Consider the following 23,352-nt stretch of genomic DNA (forward strand, 5'->3'; position numbering starts at 1 on the left):
CACGGCGATTCCCTTAAGGCCGGCAGGTCTGCAACCGTTCCTTGAATGGGCACCTCCCTTCGGGGCGCGCTGCCAGGCTCCGACCAACGATTCCTCATGTCATCCATCATCCTTTTGCGAAGCGAAAACAACCGCCTTCGGGGTCGGGCTTTCCTGTCCCATCAAGGCCGGATCTTCCAACGCGAATTGGTGCCGAGGAGCGATCCGGGATCCACGCTGGCAGCCGAGACGCCCGATGTCATCATCGCAGCCTGGTTCTCCGCCGCTGATGATCTCGATGGATTCCTCCGCGGCCTGTGCACTTCCCAATCCAATACTCCCGTCTACCTGGTTGCCGAGAATCTCAGCCCCGACGAAGTGATCAGTGCCGTGCGGGCGGGGGCAAGAGACGTGTTCCTCCTGCCGCTCAATCCGCAGGAGATCCTGAATCGTCTGAGCATGGATGCCCGGGCCATCTCGAGTGAAGCCGGGATTGATCCCGGTGAATGGGAACGCTGCTGCCGATTCCTCCAGCCCGAATCCGAATCGGAAATCGATACCTCCGGCCCGGAGAATCCGCTCGAAGACGCCCTGATAAGAATCGAATCCGAGCGGCAGGAACTCGAACTCGAGCGCCAGCTTCTCAAAGAGGAATGGGAACAGGTCAGGGAACTCCAGGTCACCGCCGGCCCCGCGGAAGTCTCAGACGAAGCGAAACGGGAACTCGAACGCCGGGCGAGCGAGCTGGAGGATCAACGCTACGATTTTGAGGAGCAGAAAATCTTCCTGATGGATGCCCAGCGTGAGGTCGAGGCGGCAAGGCTCGCCTGGGAGGAAGAGCGCCGGGCGCTGGAAAGCTCCAATGAGGAACTGCGGACGAAACTCGAGGCCCTCCAGCAGGGCCAGCCGAACGGCAAGCGGAGTGGGGCCACTCCCGGGCCGGACGGCAAATGGCTGCGCTCGTCCATCGGATCACTGCCCCTGAGCAAGGGAGACCGCCGCGCCAACGGGACTTCGTCATCCGATGTGCGCGAACTGAACGAACGCCTGAATGCGGCCAACGAGGCCCGTCGCGGGCTCGAAGCCGAATTGGAAGAGATTTCCCGCACGGCCGCACAGGCGCGGGCCAGCCAGGTCGAACTTGAACAAGAAGTGGCCGATCTGCGCGCCCGGTACGAACGGACCGGCGAGGGCGGCCTCGCATCAGGTGGATCACTCATCGACCGGCTTGAGCGACTGGCTGAATCCCTCGCAGCCCGTCGTCTGGATCTGGAAGAAATCTGCTCACGACGATCCACTCTCCAGCTTCAGATCGAGACCCTGTCGGCGGAATTGTCCGGACAGGAAATCACCGAGTCCCTGACACCCGCACATCTCCAGCATATCCGGGAGGTGAAGAACCAGCGGCGGGAACTCCAGGATTCCGAAGCCGCCCTGGCCGTCGAACAATCGCGACTCACCGAAGATCTGGAGCGGGACGAACGCGAATTGCTGATGATCGAGTCCTGGGTCGAAGAACTCGATGGAGCCCGTGAACGGATCGAAGCGCTCAAGCGATCCCATGCGAAAACGATTTCCGAACCTGACACGGCTTTTCAATCCGAGCCCGTGATGGAAGCCGGATCCTTCGAGCCGCCCGTCATCGCCGACCCGGTTCCAGAAAAGGGACGCGGCCGCAGTCGCAAAGGCGGTCTCTCACGACGGTTCGCCTTAAGGGGAATGGCCTGAGGTCAGGACCGTCCGATCTTGCCGCACCGGTCGAGCTCCTCACGGAGGGCCGACAGGCTGACGGGTCGGACGAGAACACCATCCGCTCCGGCCTCCGCCGGGCGTTCACCCGATTCGTGATCGTCGTCGACGATACAGATGATCGGCAAGGATGTTCCCTGATCGAACCCACGGACCGTGCCGATCCAATCGGAGATATTCCGTCGCTTCGCATCCGGGTCAAGAACCAGCAGATCGAATGACTTACCGGCCATCGCTTTCTCCAGCTCATCTTCATCGCGAACAAACGAAACCGTGCAGTTCAGTGCGTTGAGCAGGTGCTCAAGAACCTTTCGATTGACCGGCAGGTCCACCACCCCGACAACCCGCCTCCCAAGCGGCCCGGCGACGGAACGGACCGGGCGGGTTTCAGATTCGGAGTTGGCCCGGTCATCAATGACCGAGGGCTTCCCACCATCGCCATCGCCATCGCCATCGCCAAGGGGATGGTACTCCATCACGGCGACGAAGTTGACGATTTCCCCGACTTCATTGATGACGGGGGAGATGGTGGCCTCCTCCTGATAAAGGGAGCCATCCTTGCGGCAATTGACAAAGCACCCCCGCCAGACCCGTCCGGTCAGAATGGTGCTCCAGAGACGTTTGTAGAAGTCACGGCCGTGATGCCCGGATTGAAAGATCCTGGGATTTGCGCCCCTGATATCATCGAGAGTGAAACCGCTCACCTCGGTAAACCGAGGATTGACGTAGGTGATGGCTCCGTCCCGATCCGTGATGAGAACGCCAGTCGGGCTCTGCTCGACCGCCCGCGAAAGTTCCCGCAATTTCATGTTGGTCAGGTGAAGTTCCCGATTCGCTTCACCGATCTTTCGACCCTGCGCCTCGACCATCTCCTTCTGGCGGACGATCTCGGCGTTTTTCTCCCGCAAGGCCTGTTCAGTACCACGCTTCAGACGATACTGACTCTGCAGAACCATCAGGACGATGCACACCGCGACGAAGGCACCGATCAACGAATTCCGGCCCAGTTGGTTCATGCGGTTCTCCTGGGCGAGCAGGGCGATCTGTTGTTCACTGCGTTCGATCGTCAGCTGTTGCAGTTCACGCTCCAGTTGGAGCATCTCGATTTCCTGTTCCTTCCGGTCGAACTTGTAGCTCGCCTCCAGCTCAGCCATCCGATTCCCGATTTCGCGGCTGGCAATCAACTGCTCAATCCGCCGGGATTCCTGCAGAGAGGCATAGGCTTCGGCGAAGAGCCCCTGGTTCGCCTGGACTTCGGAAAGGTTCCCATGGAGCTCCCGGAGCAATCCCCGGTCTCCGGCCCGTAACGCCTGATCAATCCCTTCGTTCAGGGCGTCCGAGGCCGCTTCAAGATTCCCAAGGCGGAATTGAGCGATCCCGAGATGCAGAAGCGAGAATGCCAGCCCCCGCGGCAGGCCGAGAGATCGGTTGATGGCGAGTGCCTCTTCGCTGAAACGCAGTGCCTCCTCGTGCCGCCCCAGCCGGTTGTAGACAAGCCCGGCATGGGCGAGTGAGACGGCGATCCCTTCGGGCCGGGCCATCTGCCGTTCAAGCTCGAGCGATGCGAGGTGAAGCCGAAGCGCTTCATCCAGTTCCCCCTGCTCGCGCTTGGCCCGGCCAAGATTGTCGAGGACATCGGCCAGACCCGGAAGCTCTCCCGACTTCTCGTAGATCGCCCGCGCTCTCTCGAGATCCGCCACCGACTTCCCATAGTCGCCCATTTCAAAGCGGACAATCGCCAGGTTGTTCAGGGTGCCGGCTGCCGATTGGTCGTCGCCGATCTCCTCCTTCAATCGAAGGCTTTCCAGATAGTAGGCCAATGCCTGCGCATACTGCCCGGTCTGGGAGTGAATCAGGCCGATATTGTTCAAGGTCTTTGCGATCTCCGACTGATCCCCCAGGCTTCTTCGGATGCTCAGTGAGTCTTCGGCCAATCGGAGTGCTCCCTCGACCTGTCCCTCGCCCAGCAGGACCCCGACCATTTCGTTCAGAGCCGATGCAGTAAGTTGCGAATCATCGATGGACTCGGCCAATTCCCGTGCCCGGCTCGCCTCGAGCCTGGCCCGGGAAAGGTCGCCTTGTTCCCTGGCCAGAGCCGCGATCTGGAGACGCAGGGCGGCCTCGATCGCCGGATCCCCCGCGGACGGCGACTCAAGCAATGACAACCCGAGTGTCATGGCCTCGACGGGATCGGTCTCCATCAGGGAGACGAGCCGCTCCATTTCCAAGCGGATGGGAACCTCCGGCCGGTCGTCCACGACAGCCGCGGAACACGACAGACCAGCCAGGCCCAACAGCAGCGCCTTCCCTGCAAGACGAAACCACCCCCCGCTGGGTCGGAAACCATGACCGCCGATCGTGCCCGGACTTTCCATATATTCAGCTCCCTCAGGAGGCGCCCCATGTTCACCATTGCCCGAGGCATGGCAATACCGGATACCCGGCAGGTCGAACCGTCATCAGCGCGGTCCAGGCAAGCCCGGATCCCCGCCGGCCGGGCCAATTCCTGGCTTTCATCCCACTCCGGATTCTGCTAAAGACCCTCCCTGCTGCGGACGCCTGGCGCGTTCCTGCAGTCCTGCCCTCGTCCCCGACGTCGATCCGTATGCTCAGTTCAGAAAACGCGACAACGAACCCCTCCCGCTGGAATCTGCTCGTGGCGGAAGATCACCTGATGGTTCGCGAGGGCTTGATCGCCCTTCTTGAACAAGACAAACGGATCGTGGTGGTCGCTCGTGCCTCTTCAGCCTCCGAGGTCAAACAGCAGCTGCGCCGGCACCCCGTTGATCTCCTTCTCCTTGATCTGATGCTCGGTGACTCGGACGGTGTCACCCTGATCAAGGACCTCCTCGGCGAGTTCGCGGGCCTCCGCGTTCTCGTCATTTCGGCCCATAATGATCCTCTCTTTGCCGAGCGCTCGCTCAAGGCCGGAGCCCTCGGCTTCATCACCAAGGACGAGCCGGCGAACTCCATCTTCAGCGCAATCGAATCGGTCATGGATGGACGTTTTGCCATGACCGAAAATCTGGCCGCCTCCATCCTGAAGCGACGGCTGAAGAGCCCTTCGCAAGGCGGTGAGTTGGATATCTCAAGCCTCTCGGATCGCGAACTCCACGTGTTCACTCTGCTTGGGAAGGGCCTGACCAGCCGGAAGATCTCCGTCCAGCTCAAGGTCAGCATCAAGACGGTCGACGCCCATCGCGAGCATATCAAGAGCAAGCTGATGATCGAGGACTCGGCCCATCTCGTCCGTCACGCCGTCCTCTGGGTCCAGCAACAGGAGCCCTCTCGATCCGCCGCCTACTCACGGGCTTCCCGAGGGCATTGAGGACGACCGCCTCAACGCTTGGGTCCTGCCCGAAAGAACCGCCGACCCTTGCTCAAGCCCAGACCTTGCGCCGCCTTGACCCGCAGGGGGTCGGCCCGCTGGCCCGCAGTGTCAATCGTCGCGGACTCCCGGCCCCGGGGAAAGTAACGGCTCAGTTCACCCTCGCCCACACCCCGAAGATCATTGATCTTCTTCGGCAGTTTCTCCGCGGGAAACGGAGTCGGTTTGGGAAGTTTCTTGCTCATTTTCTGTGACCGGAAGCGCCGGCGGGGTGCGAATCGGGATTCAACAGGCATCTCAACCCAACATGGCCAGAAATCGAGTTTTGTCGCCGAAAGCGCTCAGATTTTACATCGGGGTAACAAATCTCTACATCGGCCGGCTCCGCCTATCATTTAGGCCATAATCACCCGAGGTTGTGCTCCGCTTCAGATCAACCGTCCAAACAACCCGGAACACTCCGGGAACGACCGGCTGTTTCGACCGTCCGCCCAAGCCGGATCTTGTCGTGATGCCTGTCCTCTGCGACAGTCCTGCCCATGGCCGAACCCGCGCCGTCTGAAACGACCACCGCTCTCTCGACGGAACCGGTCTATATGGGCCTGCCGTCCGAAGCCGTCCTTCGTCCCCGGTTCTACCTGGCGCTGGCCCTCACCCTTCCCGTCTTCGCCCTCGCCATGGGCCCGATGATTCCCGGACTCGACCTCGATTCATGGATCAACCCGCATCTTTCACCCTGGATCCAGTTCATCCTGACCACCCCCGTCTTTTTCTGGTGCGGCTGGTTTTTCATCCGCCGCTTTGTCCGTTCGACCCTCGAACGAGACACCAATATGTTTACCCTGATCATTCCGGGGATCGGGGCAGCCTACTTCTACAGCGCCTTCGCCGTCATCTTTCCCGACTGGCTTCCCGATGCGCTGGCCGACGACGGCCATCCCCCGCTCTATTTCGAAGCGACCGCGATGATCGTGACCATCGTCCTGATCGGACAGATTCTCGAACAGCGCACCCACGCACGAACCGAAGAGGCCATCCGGTCGCTTGTCCAACTGGCGCCGCGCACCGCAACCCGAATTGCGGCCAACGGCGCGGAGGAGGATGTCGCGATTGATCGGATCCTGCGGGGAGACCGGCTCCGGGTTCGCCCCGGAGAGACGGTTCCCGTCGACGGGACGATTGAGGAAGGCGGCAGCGCGCTGGACGAATCCATGATCACCGGCGAGTCCGTTCCCATCGACAAGAGCCGCGGAGATCCCGTGCTCGGCGGGACAGGAAACACTCAGGGCGCCTTCATCATGCGGGCTGAACGGGTCGGATCCGAGACTATCCTTGCCCGGATCATCGAACTGGTCAAGACCGCCCAGGAAACCGAACCGCCCATCCAGCGTCTGGCCGATCGCGTCTCCGGCATCTTCGTGCCCGTCGTCCTCGCCATCAGCGTTCTCACCTTCATCACATGGTATGCGATCGGACCCGAGCCCTCCTTCACCTATGCGCTGGTCAATGCGGTCGCCGTCCTCGTCATCGCCTGTCCCTGCGCCCTCGGCCTGGCGACCCCGGTCTCGATCGTGACCGGGATCGGACGAGGCGCCCAGGCCGGTATTCTTGTCCGCGACGCCGAGGCCCTTGAACGCCTCCAATCGGTCAATACGATTCTCCTCGACAAGACCGGAACCCTGACCGAAGGAAGGCCGGGCGTGGATAGTCTTCATCCCGTCAACGGGATCAGCGAAGAGACCCTCCTGAGCGCCGCCGCCGCCGCCGAACTCGGAAGCGAACATCCCCTTGCCCGCGCCCTGGTCCGGGAAGCCCGCAATCGTGACCTCCAACTGACCCCGGCGGATCAATTCGAAGCGGTCACGGGAGGCGGAGTTCGCGCGACCACCGGTCCGGACTCGGCCCGGGTGGGACGGCCGGACTTTGTGATCAATGATGCCGGAGTTGATCCAGGTCAGGCGGCCGCGCTCATCGATACGATCGACCCGGCCGGCAAAACCATCATCCTGGTGGCACGCAATCATGAACTCCTCGGGGCGATAGCCCTGACGGATCGGATACGCGAGACCGCGGAATCAGCCGTCCGAGAGCTTCACCGGCTCGGAATCCGGGTCGGCATGGTCACCGGCGACAACCAGGGTACGGCCGATGCCGTGGCCAGGGCGCTTGGCATTGATCTTGTTCATGCGAACGTCCGACCGGAGGACAAGCAGCGGATTGTCCGTGAGCACGCCGAGCGGGGGGAATTGACCGCGTTCTGCGGTGACGGGATCAATGATGCACCGGCTCTCGCGGCCGCCCATGTCGGGATCGCCATGGGAACCGGAACCGATGTGGCCATCGACAGTGCCGGACTCATCCTGGTCAAGGGTGACCTCCAGGCCCTCGTCCGGGCCGTTCATCTGAGCCGGGCCGTTCTCCGCAACATCAAGCAGAATCTCTTTTTCGCCTTCTGCTACAACAGCCTGGGAATTCCGGTGGCCGCCGGTCTGCTCTATCCAATCCACGGCATCCTGCTCAACCCGATGATCGCCGGAGTCGCCATGGCCCTGAGCTCGATCTCCGTCGTCTCCAACGCCCTCAGGCTCAAATCGCTCAAACTCTGATCGTCGGAAACCCGAAAACGCATCGGCCACTCGAAAGAATCCGAGGGAGAATCAGTCCTGCCCGCGTTGAACAGAAAGCCGGGGTCGAACCCACCTCCCATCGACCGACTGAACCACCATCCATTCCTTCCCATGAATCAAGAGCCGATTGACGAGTTGCTTGGACGTCTCCGCCTCGCCCCGCGACCCGCCGCCCCCGATCTTCGTCGAGAGGTTCGAGCAGCCATTCGCCATCGCCGGGCGGCGTCCCGGTCGCCGGAAGCGGGGCTGGCCCTCTTTCCCTGGAAGGGATTGCTCGGGAAACCGTGGATCGCGGCCGCCACCGTCGCCGTCGCCCTCGTCATAGGATCCCTCCCCGAGGCCTTGACCCATCTGCGTTCGCAACGGGAAGCGGATGCCGTCTACGCCCGGCGCTCTCTTCACTTCGACGTTTTCGCTCCGGTTGATCTCCTGCCCGGCGACGCGACCACGACCCGTCTTTATCCTCGCTGAACCATGAAACCAACCGTTTTGTTTTTCATCGTGGTCACCGGGGTCGCAGCCATTTCGGCCATCGCGACCCGCCAATGGGTCGAGCGGAAACCACCGACGGCCGAATCGGTTCATGACTGGCTCCACGCCCAACTGGACCTGACCAAAGAGCAAAGTGATGTCCTCGAGCAGATCGAGGAAAGCTACGCAAAGGAGGAAAGGCCGTTGCGGGAGGCCTATGCTGCTGCGAATCGCGACCTGGCGGCCCTGATCCGTGAGGAAGGTGCCTACACTCCGAAGGTGGCCCTGGCGGTCGAACACGTTCACCATCAGATGGGGGAATTGCAGAAGCTCTCGATCGAGCACCTGTTCACGATGGCATCCGTGCTCGATCCCTCACAAAAGGAGAAGCTCATTCACTATGCGGAGCTGGCTTTGACCGAGTTCCATTGATCGTGGACGACGATCTTCCTCTGCTTGAAGCCATCCGATCCGGTGACGAGGCCGCCCTCGAAACCCTGATGGAGCGTCACCAGACGCCTCTCTTTTATTTCGTCCTGCGTTCGACCGGCGACGAAACGACCGCCCGTGAGATCGTTCAGGAGACCTTCGTCCGAACCTACTTCAAGGCTTCCTCCTTTCGTCCCCGGTCAAGAGTCAAGACCTGGATCTATTCCATCGCCCTGAACCTGTGCCGGGATGCCGGCCGCAAACGGTCCCGCCAACCGGCATTCCTCTCGCTCGATCAACCGGTTTCCGACGGCCAACCGGCCTTCGACATCCCCGACCGGAATCTCCATCCGGCTCCCGAACAGGCCGCCCTTTCGGAGGAACTGGATCAACTGCGGGAAGCGATCACCCGGTTGCCTGAGAAGCTGCGGAGTCCTCTCGTCCTCTGCCTGTTAGAGGGGCGCCCGCAGAAGGAGGTCGCAGAAATCCTCTCAACCACGCCCAAGACCATCGAACTGCGCATCCGCCGGGCGAAGAAGCGCCTCGAGCGAAGCCTGTCCCGTCTGTCAGAGCGCGCCCGCTGACGAAGCGACCCGGAGAATCAAAGGGTTCTCCGGCGTCCCGTATCCGCAAATCGGATCCTGATCTCTTCCACCCCGCAGTAGAGGACCGGGACAACGAAGACGGTCAGGATGGCCAGAAACATGCCGCCGAAGGTCGGTATGGCCATCGGCACCATGATGTCCGAGCCGCGTCCGGTCGAGGTCAACACCGGCAGGAGGGCGAGAATCGTGGTCGAGCTGGTCATCACGGCCGGCCTGACCCGTCGGATGCCCGCTTCAACCGTCGCCGAACGAATCTCCTCGATCGTGTCGGGTTTGCGATCGCGAAAGACCTGCTGCAGATAGGTGCAGACGAGGACGCCATCGTCCGTGGCAATGCCAAAGAGGGCGAGGAAACCCACCCATACCGCCACACTCAGGTTGATCGTTCCCATCTGGAAAAGGGAACGGAGGTTCCGGCCGAAAAGATCAAAATCCATGAACCAAGGCTGGCCATAGAGCCAGAGGAGGATGAATCCACCCGACCAGGCGAAAAGGATTCCGGAAAAAACCAGAAAGGTGGTGGTGATCCGCCTGAACTGGAAATAGAGGATCAGCCAGATGGCGCAGAGAGCCACCGGCAGGATGAGTCGCAGCTTCTTCTCCGCCCGGATTTGGTTCTCATAATTCCCGGTGAAACGGTAACTGACTCCTCCGGGCATCAGGAATTCGCCCTTCTGGATCTTCTCCTGCAGATGACGCTGCGCCTCTTCCACCACATTGACTTCCGCATACCCCGGCATCTTGTCGAAGATGACATAGCCGACGAGAAAAGTGTCCTCGCTCTTGATGACCTGGGGGCCCCGCAGGTACTCGATGTTCGACAGTTCCCGCAAGGGAATCTGGGTCCCGTCCGGGGCGCTGACCAGGATGGCCCCGATCGCTTCCGGAGTGTCCCGTAATTCCCGGGGATAACGCACCCGGACCGGATAGCGCGCGCGTCCCTCGACCGTCTGCGTGATCGGTTTGCCGCCGATGGCTACTTCGATGACCTCCTGCACCGTCCGGATCTTGATCCCGAAGCGCGCGATGGCATCGCGGTCGATCTCAATCTGCAGATAGGGTTTCCCGACGATTCGATCCGCGAGGACCGCATCCGCCCGGATCGACGGCACCTCCTTGAGGAAACCTTCGATCTCCAGTGCGACCTCTTCGATCGTCGCCAGATCAGGTCCGAAAACCTTCAAACCCGTCGGAGCCCGCATCCCGCTCTGGAGCATGACGATCCTCGCCCCAATCGGCTGCAGCTTCGGGGCGGAGGTGGTTCCCGGAACCCGCGCCGCCTTGATGATCTCATCCCAGATATCGTCTTTGCTGCGAATCCCATCGCGCCATTGCCGAAACGGTTTCCCGTGCCGGTCGGGAACCAGATTTCCGGCGGCGTCACGCCGGAATTCGTCCGTCTCTCCATCGTAGGCAAAAGTCCGGATTCGACCATCGTCATCGGTTAGGAACTCCGATTTGCAGGTGATGATCGTCTCAATCATCGAGATCGGCGCGGGATCGAGCGGGCTGTCGGCCCGCCCGAGCTTACCGACCGCCATCTCCACCTCCGGGATGGCATTGATGGCGATATCCAGCTTCGTGACCACATCCATGACCTCGCCGATGGAGGCATGGGGCATGGTCGTGGGCATCAGGAGAAATGATCCCTCATCCAGATCCGGCATGAATTCCTTGCCCAGGCCGGGACCAGATGGGCCATCGCCACGAACGGCCGGGTTTGCCGCAGCCATTCTGGCATCCAACCAAAGAGAGTCCCCACCCAGCCAGACCGAAATCCCGAAAGGACGATCAGGCCGTTGATCAACAGAAACAGCGACTTCCTCCGCAGGATGACCGTGAGGATCCGGCCATAGTAGCGGGTGAGGGCAAGGAAGAAGCCGAGCAGACCGCCGCCCGTGAGAAAAACGAAGAAGATATTGCCGAGTCGGGCTTCCGGTCCAAGCGGTTTCCAATCGGCCGCCAACCAGAGGGCAACGATTACCGCGACAATCAGATTGAAGGCGATATGGACGATCCGGCGCGCCGGCTTCGGGATGACCGCACCGAAAAGATGGAAGGCCGCCACGCCGATGAACACAGCGCCCAGCCATCCCGGAAAAGCGGGAACGAAGATCGGGCCAAGGATGCCCGCCGAGGCCACCCCGACCCAGAGACCGGTTCTCGACCATCGCGCGCGCCATTGTCCCGCCAGGATCCAGTGGGCGAGCGGCGGGATGACGGTCAAGGCCACGATGACCGACCCGATCAGCGCAAAGGTCTTGGTATAGGCGAGCGGACGGAAGAGTTTCCCCTCGGCCGCCTCCATCGTGAAGACGGGGAGAAAACTGACGACCGTCGTCAGGACGGCGGTCAGGACGGCCCCTCCCACTTCGGAACAGGCCCGATGGACAACCTCGAGCCGATTCTCTTCGGGGGATGCCTTTTCGAGATGCCTGAGGATGTTCTCGACCAGGACCACCCCCATGTCGACGATCGTCCCGATCGCGATGGCGATACCGGAAAGCGCAACCACATTGGCATCCACGTGCAGCAGGCGCATGCCGACGAAGGCAAAGAGAACCGCCAGGGGCAGGACCCCCGATATGAGGGAGGCACTCCGCAGATGCATGACCATCACGATGACCACGATGATTGTCACCAGAATCTGCTGACGAACCGCATCCTCGAGGGTTCCCAGCGTTTCATGGATGAGCCCGGTCCGGTCGTAGAACGGTTGGATCGTGACCTGACTGATCGTGCCGTCCTCCAGGGTCTTGCGGGGCAATCCGGCCGAGATCTCCGCAATCTTTGCCTTCACCCGCTTGATCACCGCCAGCGGGTTCTCGCCGTAGCGGGTGACAACCACCCCGCCAACCGCCTCGGCTCCGGCTTTGTCGAGCGCTCCGCGCCGCAGGGCCGGACCGAACCCGACCGTGGCCACCCGATCCAGGGTTATCGGGACATTGTCGCGCTGAGTGATGACGGTCTGTCGGAGGTCATCCAGGTTGCGGATGAAGCCCAGCCCCCGGATGACATATTCAACCCGGTTGACCTCGATCGTTCGCGCCCCCACGTCCAGATTGCTTCCCCGAACCGCATTGAAGACATCCGCCAACGCGATTCCATAGGTCCGGAGCGCATCGGGATCGACATCGATCTGGTATTCCCTGACGAAACCACCGATTGAGGCGACCTCCGCCACCCCGTCGACTCCCTGGAGCGCATGACGCACAAGCCAGTCCTGGGTGCTCCTCAGTTCGTCCAGGCCCCACCCTCCGGTCGATTCGCCGTCGGGATTCCTGCCCTCGAGCGTGTACCAGAAAACCTGCCCCAAAGCCGTCGCATCCGGCCCCAACCGGGGTTGCACCCCCTCCGGAAGGGTTTCGCCCGGCAGACTGTTGAGCTTCTCGAGGATGCGGCTGCGGGTCCAGTAAAACTCGGAATCCTCCTTGAAGATGATATAGATCGAGGAAAACCCGAACATCGAGTAGCTGCGGACCGTCCTGACCTCCGGGAGGCCGAGAAGCGCCGTCGTCAGCGGATAGGTGATCTGGTCCTCGATGTCCTGGGGCGAGCGCCCGGTCCATTCGGTGAAGACGATCTGCTGATTCTCTCCGATATCCGGGATGGCGTCCACCGGGACCGGATCGCGTGGCAGGTGTTCAAACTCCCAATCGAAAGGAGCGACCATCAGACCCCAGAGGACCAAGACGGTCGTCGCGAGAACCACGACCAGTATGTTCTCCAGGCAGAACCGGATCAATCGGTCGATCAGGGATGGATGCGGATCGGAAGACATGCGAGGAGGCTTTCCGATCAGGGCGGAGCAATCCGTTCTTTCGTTTCCCCGCAGTTGAGCATGGCCGCCCCGAAGTAGGGGTTGAGGACACCTTCCCCCTCCTGCAGCCAATCGGCTCCATGATCCGGATACACCATCGGACAATGGATCAGGTAAAGTGGACCGGCCAGGATGCCCGGGTTCGCGCGGACGACCGGGATGATGGCGTTGGAAAGCTGGTCAAACCCGGGTCTGCGGATCCCGTCAAGGTCGTCCGCTTCAAGCATGGGATGGAGAATGGGCGCCAGGGTTGCACCGGGCCCGACCGTCTCAAGCATCGCCAGGAGAGCGGTTTTCGCCGCTTCGAGCGCGTCACCGGCCAGCGCTTTCTGCAGATCCAGGTAGAACGGGAGGATTCGCCGAGCGCCATCGACGCCAAGCGCGAGGAGCTTTTCCCGACCGCTCCCGTCATCGGAGTCAACCCCAGTCGTCGGCTCCTTACCGGGATCCGCCCCATGAAGGTGGGCGGGCGCAGTGCCTCCCCCCACAGGGTTCATCATGCTCGGACGGGCCAGAATCTGCAGGGCGCTGTCGATCTTGAACGCCCCGTCCGTCACGATCTCCTCGCCTTCTGCCAATCCCTCGAGCACGATGAACACATCTCCGGCCCGTGGTCCGATCGTGATTTCCCGCCCCTCATAAGTCGGTCTCTCCCGATCCGGAAGGGCCACGTAGACAATGGCCCGCTTGCCGGTCAGGAGAACCGCCGAGGCGGGCACGACCAGGGGGAGCGCCTCACCGGCCGTGGTGACGTAGCCGAGAGCCTCGATGGGGACCAGATCCATCCCGCAGACGTCGCATTGGCCCGGGCCATCCTTGATCACTTCCGGGTGCATCGGACTGATCCATTTCCCGGCCAGTTCGGGGGCAATCACCCTCCCCCCCGAGGCGATGTGGGAATAGACGATCGCGCGGGCGAACATTCCCGGCTTCAGGCGACCATCCGGGTTGGGAACCTCGACCCGGACACCGACCGTCCGGGTGCGGTCGTCAAGGACAGGGTCAAAAAAAACAATCCGGCCCTCAAAGGACTCGCCCGGGAAGGACTCGACCTGGAAGGCGACCTTCTGGCCGTAGCGCAACCACTGAAGATCCGACTCAAAGGCCTTGAGCGGGAGCCAGAGCACGGAGAGATCGGCAATCCGGAAAAGAGGATCTCCGGTCTTCACATAATCCCCTTCCTTCACGTTCTTCTGGACGACCACTCCGCCGAGAGGGGCCTTCAGTTCGAAGAGATCCCGGGCCGTTCCGTTCCTGATAATCCCGTCGATCTGCTCCGGCAGCAGATCCCAGAGGCGCAGCTTTCCCCTGGCCACCTCGGCCGTCAGCCCATCCGGATCATATTCGACCGCCGTGAGCAGCTCCCGCTGGGCCGCAAGCAGATCCGGACTGTAGATTTCCGCCAGATGGTCGCCCGAATTGACACGGATCCCGGTGTAGTTGATGTAGAGCCGCTCGATCCGGGCCGTAAAGCGTGCGCTCAGCGTCTTGAGACGGGTCTCATCGAAGTCCAGTTTGCCGACCATCCGGACCTCAACCTCCGGCGACATCCGGATGACCCGGCTCGTCGAGACGGCGGCGATGGCCTTCGCACTCTCCGACAGGATGAGAACACGCGCCCCTTTATCCCCATGGGTGTCCTCGATCACGGGAATGAGGTCCATCCCGCAGATGGGGCAGGCCCCCGGGTCCGGCCGCCGGATCTGCGGATGCATCGAACAGGTCCAGGTCGCGGGCACCGCCGCGTTTGTGGGAGCCGAATCATGAGCCTGCCGATCCACCGAGGGTCGCCCACCAAACACGACACGTCCGATCATCAATCCCAGAACGAGGGCCACGGCACCGGCCACGGCCGGCAGGATCCATCTGTTTCGGCTCATCGGCACAGGCGGGCAGGAAAGTCCGGGGCAGCATCCTGAGTCGCAGGCGAATCAGAAGACTCGAGATAAAGCGGCACAGGAAAAATCATGGTTCGACGGAGATACTCATCTTCTTGTCGATTGCTACCATAAGCCATCTCTCACGATTCCGGTGAAACATCGGGGATGGGTCGGTTGACCAGGGTCTGAATGTGGATGCGGCTCTGCCACGCGTCCGCCGCCGCCCGCCAGTAGCTGAGTTCAAGTTCGAGAAGGGAGCGCTCGCTGTCGATCACGTCGAGGATGGTCGCCCGACCCGCTTCATAGCTGGCCCGCGTGATCTCCAGAGCCTGGCGGGCCAGACTGAGCAGCCTGTCGCCGTAAAGCTCAAGCCGGCGATTGGCGTCTTCAAGATTTGAATACCGCACAGCCAGCTCCGCCTTCAGTGTGTTCTCCCGGTCCAGCCGCTCATTACCGGCTGCCGACCGGGCCGCCAGGGCCGCCCCCCGCGCCGACTCATTCTTCCCAGCCCAGATCGGGATGCTGATCCCGATGGTGACACCCCAGGGATCATTCCCGGCGTCCGCGGCGGTCGACCCCGGGTAGGCGTCGGTCTGGATATAGTTCACGCCAAAGGTCAACTCGGGGCGGTTCTCGAGGGCGGCCAGCTCGCGTCGCGCCTCCGCACTGGAAACCTTGCGATCGAGCATGGCCAGCTCCGGATTGTTCGACTCAAGCGCGCTCAACAATCCCGGCAGGTTCAGCGATTCCGTTTGCGGGGCGGCCCATTCGGGCCAGGGCAACACCCCCTGTGCCGGTTGTGCAAGAAGCCCATTCAGGCGGGCACTCTCGGCCTCGCGCTTCCTCAGGATGGATTTCTCGCGATCGTCCATCATCCCGATCTCAACCTGAAGCCGAAGCAGCGGATTGATGTCGCCACCGCCCCGAACCCGTTCCTCCACCACCGGCTCCAATTGCCTGAGGAGGGAGAGTTTCTGACGGGTGAGCTCGAGCGATCGGCCAAGGTAGCCGTATTCGAAATACCCGAAGGAAACAGCGCGGGCGAGCGCCAGTTGCCGTGCCTGGTAGGAGAACCATAAAGCTTCGGCTTCGGCCGAGGCGGCGGCTTTGGCCTGGTTGAGTTTGCCAAACCAAGGAACAGTCTGGGCGAGCATGACCACGTTTTCCTGGGTGCCGGTCCGGGTCTGAACCGATTCCACGAAGTTGGTGATCTGGATTCTCGGGTCGGGCAAGGAGCCGGCGCGGGGAATCCGTTGCATTGCAGCTTCATAATGATCCTCAAAGGCGCGGAGTCCGGGATTTGCCGAATTGGCGCGTTCCAGAAAAGCCTCCAGGCTCGTTCCCAGGACTGACGGAGCTTCAGGCTCGGCGCCACCGCCATTCAATGGAGCCCCTGGAAGACCGAGCAGGCCCAACAGGAACAGACTCCCGACCCCTTTCCGGCAGGGAGCCGCCGGCCAGCGCAGCCGGCGGGCCCAGAGACTCAGGAAATCGCCAGCCTTCCCGGATCTCGAATCTGCAGCTGGAGTTACCACTGGAGCCTCAGTTCCGGTTCTGTCCGACCACCGCCCGGCCGGATGGGGGGATTCGCGCGACTGCCTGCTTTCATCATGGGTGTGACCATCCGGATTCCTGGAGTGTGAACGTGAAACGGAACAGACTGCTGAATCCCTCGGTTTTCCCGAAGAAAATACCGGCCCGAACACAAGTTTATCGCAGTTGAGTCCGTTGATTCAGGCAAGGGGATTCAATGGATGGTCGATTCCCGCAGCGCACAGACATGGGCCTTGGTCGCTTCGGTAAAACGCCTCGCTCCCGAGCCGAAGTAGCGCTGGGGGTGGCGGACAATTCCGAGTTCGCGGAACGGGCTGATCCCTTGAAGCCGCCGGTACACGAGACGGGACCTGCCAACCGGGCCGGCCGCCACCGCGGGGAGAAACGACAGTCCGATTCCCTCGGCCACCAGGTTCTTGACCGTCCGGACCTGGGAACAATGCGCCACCACGTCGGGAGCGAAGCCGACAACCTCGAGGAACCGGGTCACCTGGTGCCCGAGACTGCTGGCCTCGCCGAGGAAGACAAACGGTTCCTTCCGGAGTGACTCGATCGGAACTGCCTCGAGGCCCGCCAGCGGATGATCGGCCTTGAGGACCAGCCAGAGTGGCTCCGTGAGAAGCGGCTCAAAGTGGAGTCCCGATTCGGGATCGAGCCGTGAGGTCACCGCCAGGTCCAGTTCTCCAGATCGGACGGCGGCGATGATCGGACCGAGGATCCCTTCGCGCAATTCAACCCGCAAACCGGGGTCGGATCGTCTCAGTTCGGCCATCACACCCGGCATTAGGTAGGGAACTACCGTCGGAATACCCCCTACGGAGAGTCGGCCGCCTCCCTCCTTCGTGAGATCCACCAGTTCACGGGAGGCGTTTTCGATCTCGGAGATGATCCTCTCGGCCCGCGGCCGAAAGCTCTCTCCCGCATCCGTGGCCACCGCCCTGCGACCCAGCCGGTGAAAGAGCGGCTGGCCCAATTCATCCTCGAGTTTGAGGATCTGCTGGCTGAGCGACGGTTGGGAAACATGGCAGGCCTTTGCCGCCTTGGTGAAGTTTCCTTCACGGACGATCGCAAGGAAGTAGCGGATCTGATGAATTTCCATAGGTAAAAACTATGAGAGCTATAAGAAACAAGTATTTTACCTATTGGTCAAGTGCGGCGATAGTGAACGCAACTTATAAACGCTATGAACAACACGAACACCACCACCATCCTCGCAGCCGGTGCCGCCATGGTCCTCCTGCTCGGCGCACTTGCTCTGGCCGTCCGGCTGACGGGATTTTCAACCTACGAAATGGCATTCGCCTTCCTCATCCTGGCTGCCCTCGGAAGCCTCGGGATCTCCGAGTTCCGAACCGGTGCTCCACGCCGGGGGGTGCGGGTCAGCCTGCACCGTCTTCCCCGCCAAAGCTTCTGGGTCTGACCGAAATCGCCCAGGCGAGTCGTAAACACCCTGTAAAAGATGACCGGAGCCGGGATTCGGATCTTGGCTTCGGCCTTTCGACTGCCGACCGGATGAGTGTGAGTAGTACCGATTCACCTCCCTCCAATCCCCTCAAGCTCGTCAGTTCTCCAGTTCAGGAGCCGCCGAGAGCCCAGGCCGCGGGCGAAGGCATCCTGCTCCTTGCCCCGGATGGCACCATTCAGTTCGTGGACCATGCCGCCGCTGACATCTTTGGCTACGAACCCGCGGCGCTTCTTGAACACCACATTCTGGAGCTTCTCGAATTTGCCATCGAAACGGATCCGGAAGGACTTCGAATTCAATGGGATCTCCTTCTGAGCAGTGCGCTCGAAACCCGGGTACCCGTGCCGGCTGCCCGTGGCGATACGGGCGCACCCCTCACCGTCCACCTCAGGATCAGTGACGCCGGCGAAGCCTATTTCGCCTCCATCCGGACCGAACCCTCCCCTTTCGCGCCCGTTCCGACGATTACGACCAACCCGCCGGTTGTCGCGCCCGACTCGGATCAGAAATGGTCCCTCCTGGTCGATGGAACCGACTTCGGCCTCTTTGACCTCAATTTCGGCTCGGGCGAGATCTACTATTCACCCGGCTGGAAGAAGATGCTCGGATTTGCCGATGACGAGCTGCCCAATGCCCAAAGCACCTGGATTGACCTGATCCACCCCGAGGACTCCGACGCGGCCCCCCATCAGTCGGTTCGCCGAAAGCCGGACGAAACCCGTCCCTTCAACCTGGAGTTCCGCATGCGCTGCCGCGACGGCGGATTCAAGTGGCTGCAGAGCCGGGGCATCCAGCAGTTTGATGCGGATGGAAAACTCAATCGGGTGATCGGAATCCATCTGGATATCCAGGAGCGCAAGGAGATCGAGGAGGAGAGCATCCAGAACGAGGATCGTTTCTTCACCTTCCTCAACCACTCGGATCGCGGGTTCTTCGACCTCGATTTCCTGGAAGGCACCGCGTTCTATTCATCGGTCTGGCGCAAACAGCTGGGCTACTCCGACCAGGAGCTCGACCCGACTCCCAAAGGATTCCTCGAGTTGCTGCCCCCGGGGGACGCCGCAGCCGGTCTTGACTCCTTCTTCGGCGACCCCGAATTGAACCGTCCCACGCTCAGCCGTCGCTATCGGCTCAAGCACAAGGACGGCCACTGGGAGAATCTTGAGGCCAGCCTGATCCGCGTCACCAACAGGAACAAGGACCTCGTCCGCGTCATTGGTCTTCAAATACAGCCGGGCAAGAGCGGAGGTGACTCCGATCACACCACGGCCTCCGCTCCCTTGACCGCCGCCCTCGACGCGGTGGCCGAAGGAGTCATCGTGACCGACTCAAAGGGGAGGATTCTTCTGGCCAATCGAAAAGCCGAAGTTCTGACCGGGGTGCCGCCGGGCACCGCGCGGGGGCAGGAACTCGAGAAGGTATTCCACTGCATCCGCATCGCCAACCGGGAGCGGGTCGATGGCATGGTCGACCATGTCTTGACCTCGCGGGAGTCCATCCCGCTCAGCGATCAGTTCGCCCTCGAACAACCGGACGGGACCGATCGCCCCATCCTCCTGAGCTGCCAGATGATCAACGACGAGGCTTCCGATCTTTTCGGAGCCGCCCTCATTTTCCGGGATCCCGGCGAGATGGGCAAGACCCCCGAGGAGATCATCACCTGCAACCGGATGGAGGCGCTGGGAACGATGGCGGCCGGCATTGCCCACGATTTCAATATGATCATGGCCGGAATCCTCGGCGGCATCTCTCTCGCCAAGGACAAGAAAGAGCTCGAGCCCCTCGACGCAGCCGAGAAGGGTTGCCTGCGGGCGCGCGAATTGACCCGGCAGATGCTTTCCTTCGCCAAGGCCGGCAACGTCGGCAAGAAGGTCCAGCGGCTCGACCGCCTGATCCGGGACTGTGTCGCCCTGGCCACCTCGGGAACCAGCAAGAAAGTCGCCAGCTACGTGCCGAACGATCTGAAAACGGCCCGGGTCGACGCCGCCCAGATCTCCCAGGTCGTCCAGAACCTCATCCTCAACGCGCTCCAGGCGACCAAGGAAGGCGATCGGATCGAGATCGGTGCGGAGAACGTCGTCCTCACCGACAGGGAAATCAAAGATCTCCCGGGAGGGGAATACATCCGGGTCGCCGTCGGCGATACCGGCGACGGCATCCCCGCCGAAAACATGGACCGGATCTTCAACCCGTTCTTCACCACAAAAGAACGGGCCACCGGGCTCGGACTCGCCATGGTCAAAACCATCATTGAGAAGCACGAGGGTGCCGTGCGGGTCGAATCAACCGAGGGCCGCGGTGCGGTCTTCTCGCTTTACCTCCCCGTGGTCGAGGAAAGCGCCGCGGAGCAGGCGGATGAAAAGCTGGCCGTCAAATTCGGAACCGGACGCATCCTCGTCATGGATGACGACCAGGACATCTGCGAAGTCGCCGCGGGCATGCTCGAAATCCTCGGCTACGAATGCGAAGTCGCCAAGAACGGTGAGGAGGCGATCGCGATGTATCGGAAATACCACAACGTCAGCCGCCCCTACGATGCCGTCATCCTCGACCTGACCATCGTCGGCGGGATGGGTGGCGAAGAGGCTCTCCGACAGCTCAAGAGCATTGATGAGAACGTCAGGGCCATTGTCTCCAGCGGCTACAACACCGATGAAACCGAGGCCGATTACCTGGCCAAGGGATTCACCGGAGTCCTCTCCAAGCCCTACCGTTCCGCCGACCTCGGCCGGGTGCTCAAATCGGTCCTGGGATAACCCGCACAACGTTCGTGACGGGCTGACCGAGTGTCCGATGGGAATCCGCGATCCCCTCGTGACAGTCGGACTGTCCGGCTATCGGCTGGGCGTGATAAACCTGATCGGGAGCAAGGGTCGAGCCGGACCCCGCAACCATCAAACAAACCGTAGTGCACTAGAATGGCGCTCAGGTAAGGGTGCTTGTCGTTGTTTAGTCTCGGACAACCGTTGCGGCTGGCCGGGGACGTCCAGCCCTGCCACGGATGCTCTGATTTCAGTTGGTCGGGCGAGGGCCTCCGGACCTGCCGTCGAAGAGCAGTCAACACCTCGTTGGCTGATCCGACTCTTTCGCTGACTATTAATAAGCGTCATTCTAGTGCACTACGGTTTGTTTATCATCCGGAAACAAACCCGTCTATGCTACGTATTGTTTTGGCGTTTCTCCCCACGACGCCACCCGTCATCGGATCGGCCCCGGGCGCCGGGCGGACGGCCGGCCGCACCTTCCGCTCCCGACGATCGGTAAGAACAGGACGCAAGTCGGGGTCTTCACGGCTCTTCCCTGGGTCAACTAGAAGAAATCCGGCAGGAGAGACCGGATGACCGGAAGGGCCAGGCCCGCCAGGTCCGGGTTGGCGAACCCGATCCACGACACCGCTTCCGTCGTGTTCAAACCGGGTCTGAGCGGACCACCGTCCGGCCCGACCACCATGCCGCCCATCTCTTCCAGAATAAGGGAGGTGCAGATGTCATAGGGATGACAGACCATCCGCCCCTTCAATCCGAGGCGACGGAAGGCGAGAGGTCGCAGGTCTCCGACCATCCGATCGTGCCCGGCCATCAACTCATAGAGCTGTCCGCCGGTGGAGATGTACTGGTCTTCGAAAACCTGGGAGAATGGCCCAACCTTTTCGGAGAGAACGCGCCAGAATTCCTCTTCAAAGGCGGCCAACAGGGCTTTGCCCTCGGGCAGGAACCGCGCAAAGGTGGCAAAGCCGTGCTCAAAGCTCCGCGATTCGGAACGCCGCAGGCGAGCCGGCTTGCGTCCGCCCCGGACAAGATCGTGGGTCATCGCCCGAACCCCGGTTTCACCCCCGCCCCGGAGGGCCGAGACCTGGTCGGACCGCCATTGACGCGTTGTCGGAACCTCGGTCATGACGGCCACGAGAATCCCATCAAGCATCGTCGCCTCACCACGCCAGATGGCCACTCCCGTGAGGATCCAGGCGGGCCGTTTGTCGTGAATCAGTCCGCGGGTCCCATCAATCGGATCAATGATGACCTTGAGTCGCGGACTGGTTCCGGCTGCGCTCAACGGCACGATTCGCCGTTCCGAGTCCTCAAGGCCTTCCATGACCAGCTCCGCTGCCAGAGCCGGCGGCCAGTTGGCATCGAACCAGTCAAGGACGCTCTCCTCGCTGATTCGATCTATCCGGTAAATCGTGTCGGCCGCCATCACCGCGGCCACTTCCCCCATTTCGTCCGGGTGATGCATTTTTCTCGTCTCCAGGATCCGGTCCCGCAGATGAACCTGAAACGATTCCAGAAGATCCCGGACAGCCTCCAGATCCAGGCCCGACAATTCCGACTCACTGGTTTCGCGCATCGGGAATCAGCCCCGGCTACTTGCCGTCCTGAGCCGTGTCGGCGGTGCCGATGTCTGCCCGATCAGGACACGCCCGGAAACCAGATTATGACGCCGTGGGGCCGACGGATGCTCGATGCGCCCCCGAAGGCGGATGACGGCCGAGCCGCCCATGTCTTCATAAGGGACGATCACAGTGGTCAGAACCGGCGAGCCTGAAGGGCGCGCAATCCCGTCAAAACCGGTGACCGAACAATCCTCCGGCACCCGCAGTCCGTATTTCTCGAGCGCGGAAATCAGATGATAGGCCTGATGATCGGCCGCGCAGACCCATGCGGTCACTCCCTTCTCACGGACCAGGCGTGCCACCCGTTCTGCCGCCTCCACTTCTCCGCACCGGTCACTCGGTCGGATATTAATCGCCCATTCCGGGCTGTAGGTCAGATCTTGCCTGAGGAGACTTTCGGCATAGGCACCAAACCGACGGTAAGCCCAGGGAGTCTCGATCCCGTAACGCCAGGTCAGGAATCCGATCCGCCGGTGCCCGATGCTGTTCAGGTGCTGGACCAGGCTGTGGATGCCCGCAGCCTGATCGGTATCGATGCAATCAATACCGAATTCCCCATAATCCTCGATCACCGAAACCGCCATCAACCGCTTGGCAAGGATGCCGACCGCTTCCCGCTCGAAAGGATAGATGAGGATGGCACCGTTCCAGTGACCGGCCCGGATCCGCTGAAGTAGCCTGCAATTGCGCTCACTCAGGTCGAGCCGGGCGGGATCCACGTAGGTCACGTCGAGGGAGATCCGGTCGGTCGCCGCCCGTTCACTGATCCCCCTGAGCATGGCCTGGGACGTCATCGCCGTCTCGGAATAGTGCTTCGGCGTTCCAATGAGGACCCCGACCGTGGTGGTTCGCAGCCTTTCCCGGGCCCGACCCGATCGGGGCACCGCATACCGGTAGCCCAGTTCCTCGGCCAAAGCCAGCACCCGGGCCCGGGTCTCCGGATTGATGGCCGGATGATTGGAAAACGAACGGGAAACCGTCGTTCGGGATATCCCGAGGCGTTGCGCGAGATCCTCCTGATTGATCTTCATTTGCCGGTGAAACCGGACTCCTGC

General features: G+C 61.7%; 17 protein-coding genes. 8 read left to right on the plus strand and 9 right to left on the minus strand.

Translation table 11 applies throughout. The annotated features are described in order from the left end of the window. Positions 1-96: 96 nt before the first annotated feature. Complete coding sequence (locus R3F07_19980) at positions 97-1,707, plus strand: hypothetical protein (GenBank protein ID MEZ5278671.1); 1,611 nt, start codon at positions 97-99, stop codon at positions 1,705-1,707. A 2-nt stretch (positions 1,708-1,709) separates the two neighbouring features. On the opposite strand, the gene R3F07_19985 is transcribed toward R3F07_19980, so the two are convergent. Continuing rightward, a complete protein-coding gene (locus R3F07_19985) occupies positions 1,710-4,103 on the minus strand; it encodes a tetratricopeptide repeat protein (protein ID MEZ5278672.1) in 2,394 nt (797 codons plus the stop codon). A 230-nt stretch (positions 4,104-4,333) separates the two neighbouring features. On the opposite strand from R3F07_19985, the gene R3F07_19990 reads away from it, so the two are divergent. Beyond that, positions 4,334-5,056 (plus strand): response regulator transcription factor, encoded by a 723-nt coding sequence (locus R3F07_19990; protein ID MEZ5278673.1) that lies wholly within the window; start codon positions 4,334-4,336, stop codon positions 5,054-5,056. 11 nt (positions 5,057-5,067) lie between these two features. Here R3F07_19990 and R3F07_19995 read toward each other — a convergent pair whose 3' ends face one another. Further along, positions 5,068-5,301 (minus strand): hypothetical protein, encoded by a 234-nt coding sequence (locus R3F07_19995; GenBank protein ID MEZ5278674.1) that lies wholly within the window; start codon positions 5,299-5,301, stop codon positions 5,068-5,070. Between the two features lie 294 nt (positions 5,302-5,595). On the opposite strand from R3F07_19995, the gene R3F07_20000 reads away from it, so the two are divergent. The 4 genes from R3F07_20000 to R3F07_20015 all read left to right on the plus strand — a co-directional run bounded on the left by R3F07_20000 (position 5,596) and on the right by R3F07_20015 (position 9,167). Next, positions 5,596-7,662 (plus strand): copper-translocating P-type ATPase, encoded by a 2,067-nt coding sequence (locus R3F07_20000; GenBank protein MEZ5278675.1) that lies wholly within the window; start codon positions 5,596-5,598, stop codon positions 7,660-7,662. Positions 7,663-7,794: 132 nt separating this feature from the next. Further along, on the plus strand, positions 7,795-8,154 hold the full coding sequence (locus tag R3F07_20005; GenBank protein MEZ5278676.1) for a hypothetical protein: 360 nt from the start codon (positions 7,795-7,797) through the stop codon (positions 8,152-8,154). A 3-nt stretch (positions 8,155-8,157) separates the two neighbouring features. Beyond that, positions 8,158-8,586 (plus strand): periplasmic heavy metal sensor, encoded by a 429-nt coding sequence (locus tag R3F07_20010; protein ID MEZ5278677.1) that lies wholly within the window; start codon positions 8,158-8,160, stop codon positions 8,584-8,586. A 2-nt stretch (positions 8,587-8,588) separates the two neighbouring features. Continuing rightward, complete coding sequence (locus R3F07_20015; GenBank protein MEZ5278678.1) at positions 8,589-9,167, plus strand: RNA polymerase sigma factor; 579 nt, start codon at positions 8,589-8,591, stop codon at positions 9,165-9,167. 17 nt (positions 9,168-9,184) lie between these two features. On the opposite strand, the gene R3F07_20020 is transcribed toward R3F07_20015, so the two are convergent. From R3F07_20020 to R3F07_20040, 5 genes are all read right to left on the minus strand, one after another. Then, positions 9,185-10,822: an efflux RND transporter permease subunit gene (locus R3F07_20020; GenBank protein ID MEZ5278679.1), complete on the minus strand. Its 1,638-nt coding sequence runs from the start codon at positions 10,820-10,822 to the stop codon at positions 9,185-9,187. After that, the gene (locus tag R3F07_20025; GenBank protein ID MEZ5278680.1) at positions 10,822-12,969 is read right to left on the minus strand and encodes an efflux RND transporter permease subunit; all 2,148 of its coding nucleotides are present in this window, start codon (positions 12,967-12,969) and stop codon (positions 10,822-10,824) included. Before R3F07_20025 ends, R3F07_20020 begins: the two co-directional genes overlap by 1 nt. Positions 12,970-12,986: 17 nt before the next feature. Beyond that, positions 12,987-14,888 carry an efflux RND transporter periplasmic adaptor subunit gene (locus R3F07_20030; protein ID MEZ5278681.1) on the minus strand — a complete coding sequence of 634 codons (1,902 nt, stop codon included), beginning with the start codon at positions 14,886-14,888 and terminating at the stop codon, positions 12,987-12,989. Positions 14,889-15,028: 140 nt separating this feature from the next. Then, positions 15,029-16,423 (minus strand): TolC family protein, encoded by a 1,395-nt coding sequence (locus tag R3F07_20035; protein MEZ5278682.1) that lies wholly within the window; start codon positions 16,421-16,423, stop codon positions 15,029-15,031. A 212-nt stretch (positions 16,424-16,635) separates the two neighbouring features. Then, a complete protein-coding gene (locus tag R3F07_20040) occupies positions 16,636-17,541 on the minus strand; it encodes a LysR family transcriptional regulator (GenBank protein MEZ5278683.1) in 906 nt (301 codons plus the stop codon). A gap of 84 nt (positions 17,542-17,625) precedes the next feature. Here R3F07_20040 and R3F07_20045 point away from each other — a divergent pair, with 84 nt between their 5' ends. Next, on the plus strand, positions 17,626-17,862 hold the full coding sequence (locus R3F07_20045; protein MEZ5278684.1) for a hypothetical protein: 237 nt from the start codon (positions 17,626-17,628) through the stop codon (positions 17,860-17,862). Positions 17,863-17,954: 92 nt separating this feature from the next. Beyond that, positions 17,955-20,663 carry a PAS domain-containing protein gene (locus tag R3F07_20050; GenBank protein MEZ5278685.1) on the plus strand — a complete coding sequence of 903 codons (2,709 nt, stop codon included), beginning with the start codon at positions 17,955-17,957 and terminating at the stop codon, positions 20,661-20,663. A gap of 553 nt (positions 20,664-21,216) precedes the next feature. On the opposite strand, the gene R3F07_20055 is transcribed toward R3F07_20050, so the two are convergent. Both R3F07_20055 and R3F07_20060 read right to left on the minus strand, forming a co-directional pair. Further along, positions 21,217-22,251 (minus strand): inositol monophosphatase, encoded by a 1,035-nt coding sequence (locus tag R3F07_20055; protein ID MEZ5278686.1) that lies wholly within the window; start codon positions 22,249-22,251, stop codon positions 21,217-21,219. Between the two features lie 6 nt (positions 22,252-22,257). Further along, positions 22,258-23,328, minus strand: coding sequence for a LacI family DNA-binding transcriptional regulator (locus R3F07_20060; protein MEZ5278687.1), 1,071 nt, complete (start codon positions 23,326-23,328; stop codon positions 22,258-22,260). Positions 23,329-23,352: the final 24 nt, after the last annotated feature.

The sequence above is a fragment of the Opitutaceae bacterium genome (assembly GCA_041395105.1).
Lineage (GTDB): Bacteria > Verrucomicrobiota > Verrucomicrobiia > Opitutales > Opitutaceae > B12-G4.

Excerpts from the sequence above, each read along its gene's own strand:
- R3F07_20040 (MEZ5278683.1), bottom strand. The coding sequence starts at position 17,541 with ATGGAAATTCATCAGATCCGCTACTTCCTTGCGATCGTCCGTGAAGGA.
- R3F07_20030 (MEZ5278681.1), bottom strand. The coding sequence starts at position 14,888 with ATGAGCCGAAACAGATGGATCCTGCCGGCCGTGGCCGGTGCCGTGGCC.
- R3F07_20005 (MEZ5278676.1), top strand. The coding sequence starts at position 7,795 with ATGAATCAAGAGCCGATTGACGAGTTGCTTGGACGTCTCCGCCTCGCC.
- R3F07_19985 (MEZ5278672.1), bottom strand. The coding sequence starts at position 4,103 with ATGGAAAGTCCGGGCACGATCGGCGGTCATGGTTTCCGACCCAGCGGG.
- R3F07_19990 (MEZ5278673.1), top strand. The coding sequence starts at position 4,334 with ATGCTCAGTTCAGAAAACGCGACAACGAACCCCTCCCGCTGGAATCTG.
- R3F07_20000 (MEZ5278675.1), top strand. The coding sequence starts at position 5,596 with ATGGCCGAACCCGCGCCGTCTGAAACGACCACCGCTCTCTCGACGGAA.
- R3F07_20045 (MEZ5278684.1), top strand. The coding sequence starts at position 17,626 with ATGAACAACACGAACACCACCACCATCCTCGCAGCCGGTGCCGCCATG.
- R3F07_20020 (MEZ5278679.1), bottom strand. The coding sequence starts at position 10,822 with ATGCCCACGACCATGCCCCATGCCTCCATCGGCGAGGTCATGGATGTG.
- R3F07_20025 (MEZ5278680.1), bottom strand. The coding sequence starts at position 12,969 with ATGTCTTCCGATCCGCATCCATCCCTGATCGACCGATTGATCCGGTTC.
- R3F07_20055 (MEZ5278686.1), bottom strand. The coding sequence starts at position 22,251 with ATGCGCGAAACCAGTGAGTCGGAATTGTCGGGCCTGGATCTGGAGGCT.
- R3F07_19980 (MEZ5278671.1), top strand. The coding sequence starts at position 97 with ATGTCATCCATCATCCTTTTGCGAAGCGAAAACAACCGCCTTCGGGGT.
- R3F07_20050 (MEZ5278685.1), top strand. The coding sequence starts at position 17,955 with ATGAGTGTGAGTAGTACCGATTCACCTCCCTCCAATCCCCTCAAGCTC.
- R3F07_20010 (MEZ5278677.1), top strand. The coding sequence starts at position 8,158 with ATGAAACCAACCGTTTTGTTTTTCATCGTGGTCACCGGGGTCGCAGCC.
- R3F07_20060 (MEZ5278687.1), bottom strand. The coding sequence starts at position 23,328 with ATGAAGATCAATCAGGAGGATCTCGCGCAACGCCTCGGGATATCCCGA.
- R3F07_19995 (MEZ5278674.1), bottom strand. The coding sequence starts at position 5,301 with ATGAGCAAGAAACTTCCCAAACCGACTCCGTTTCCCGCGGAGAAACTG.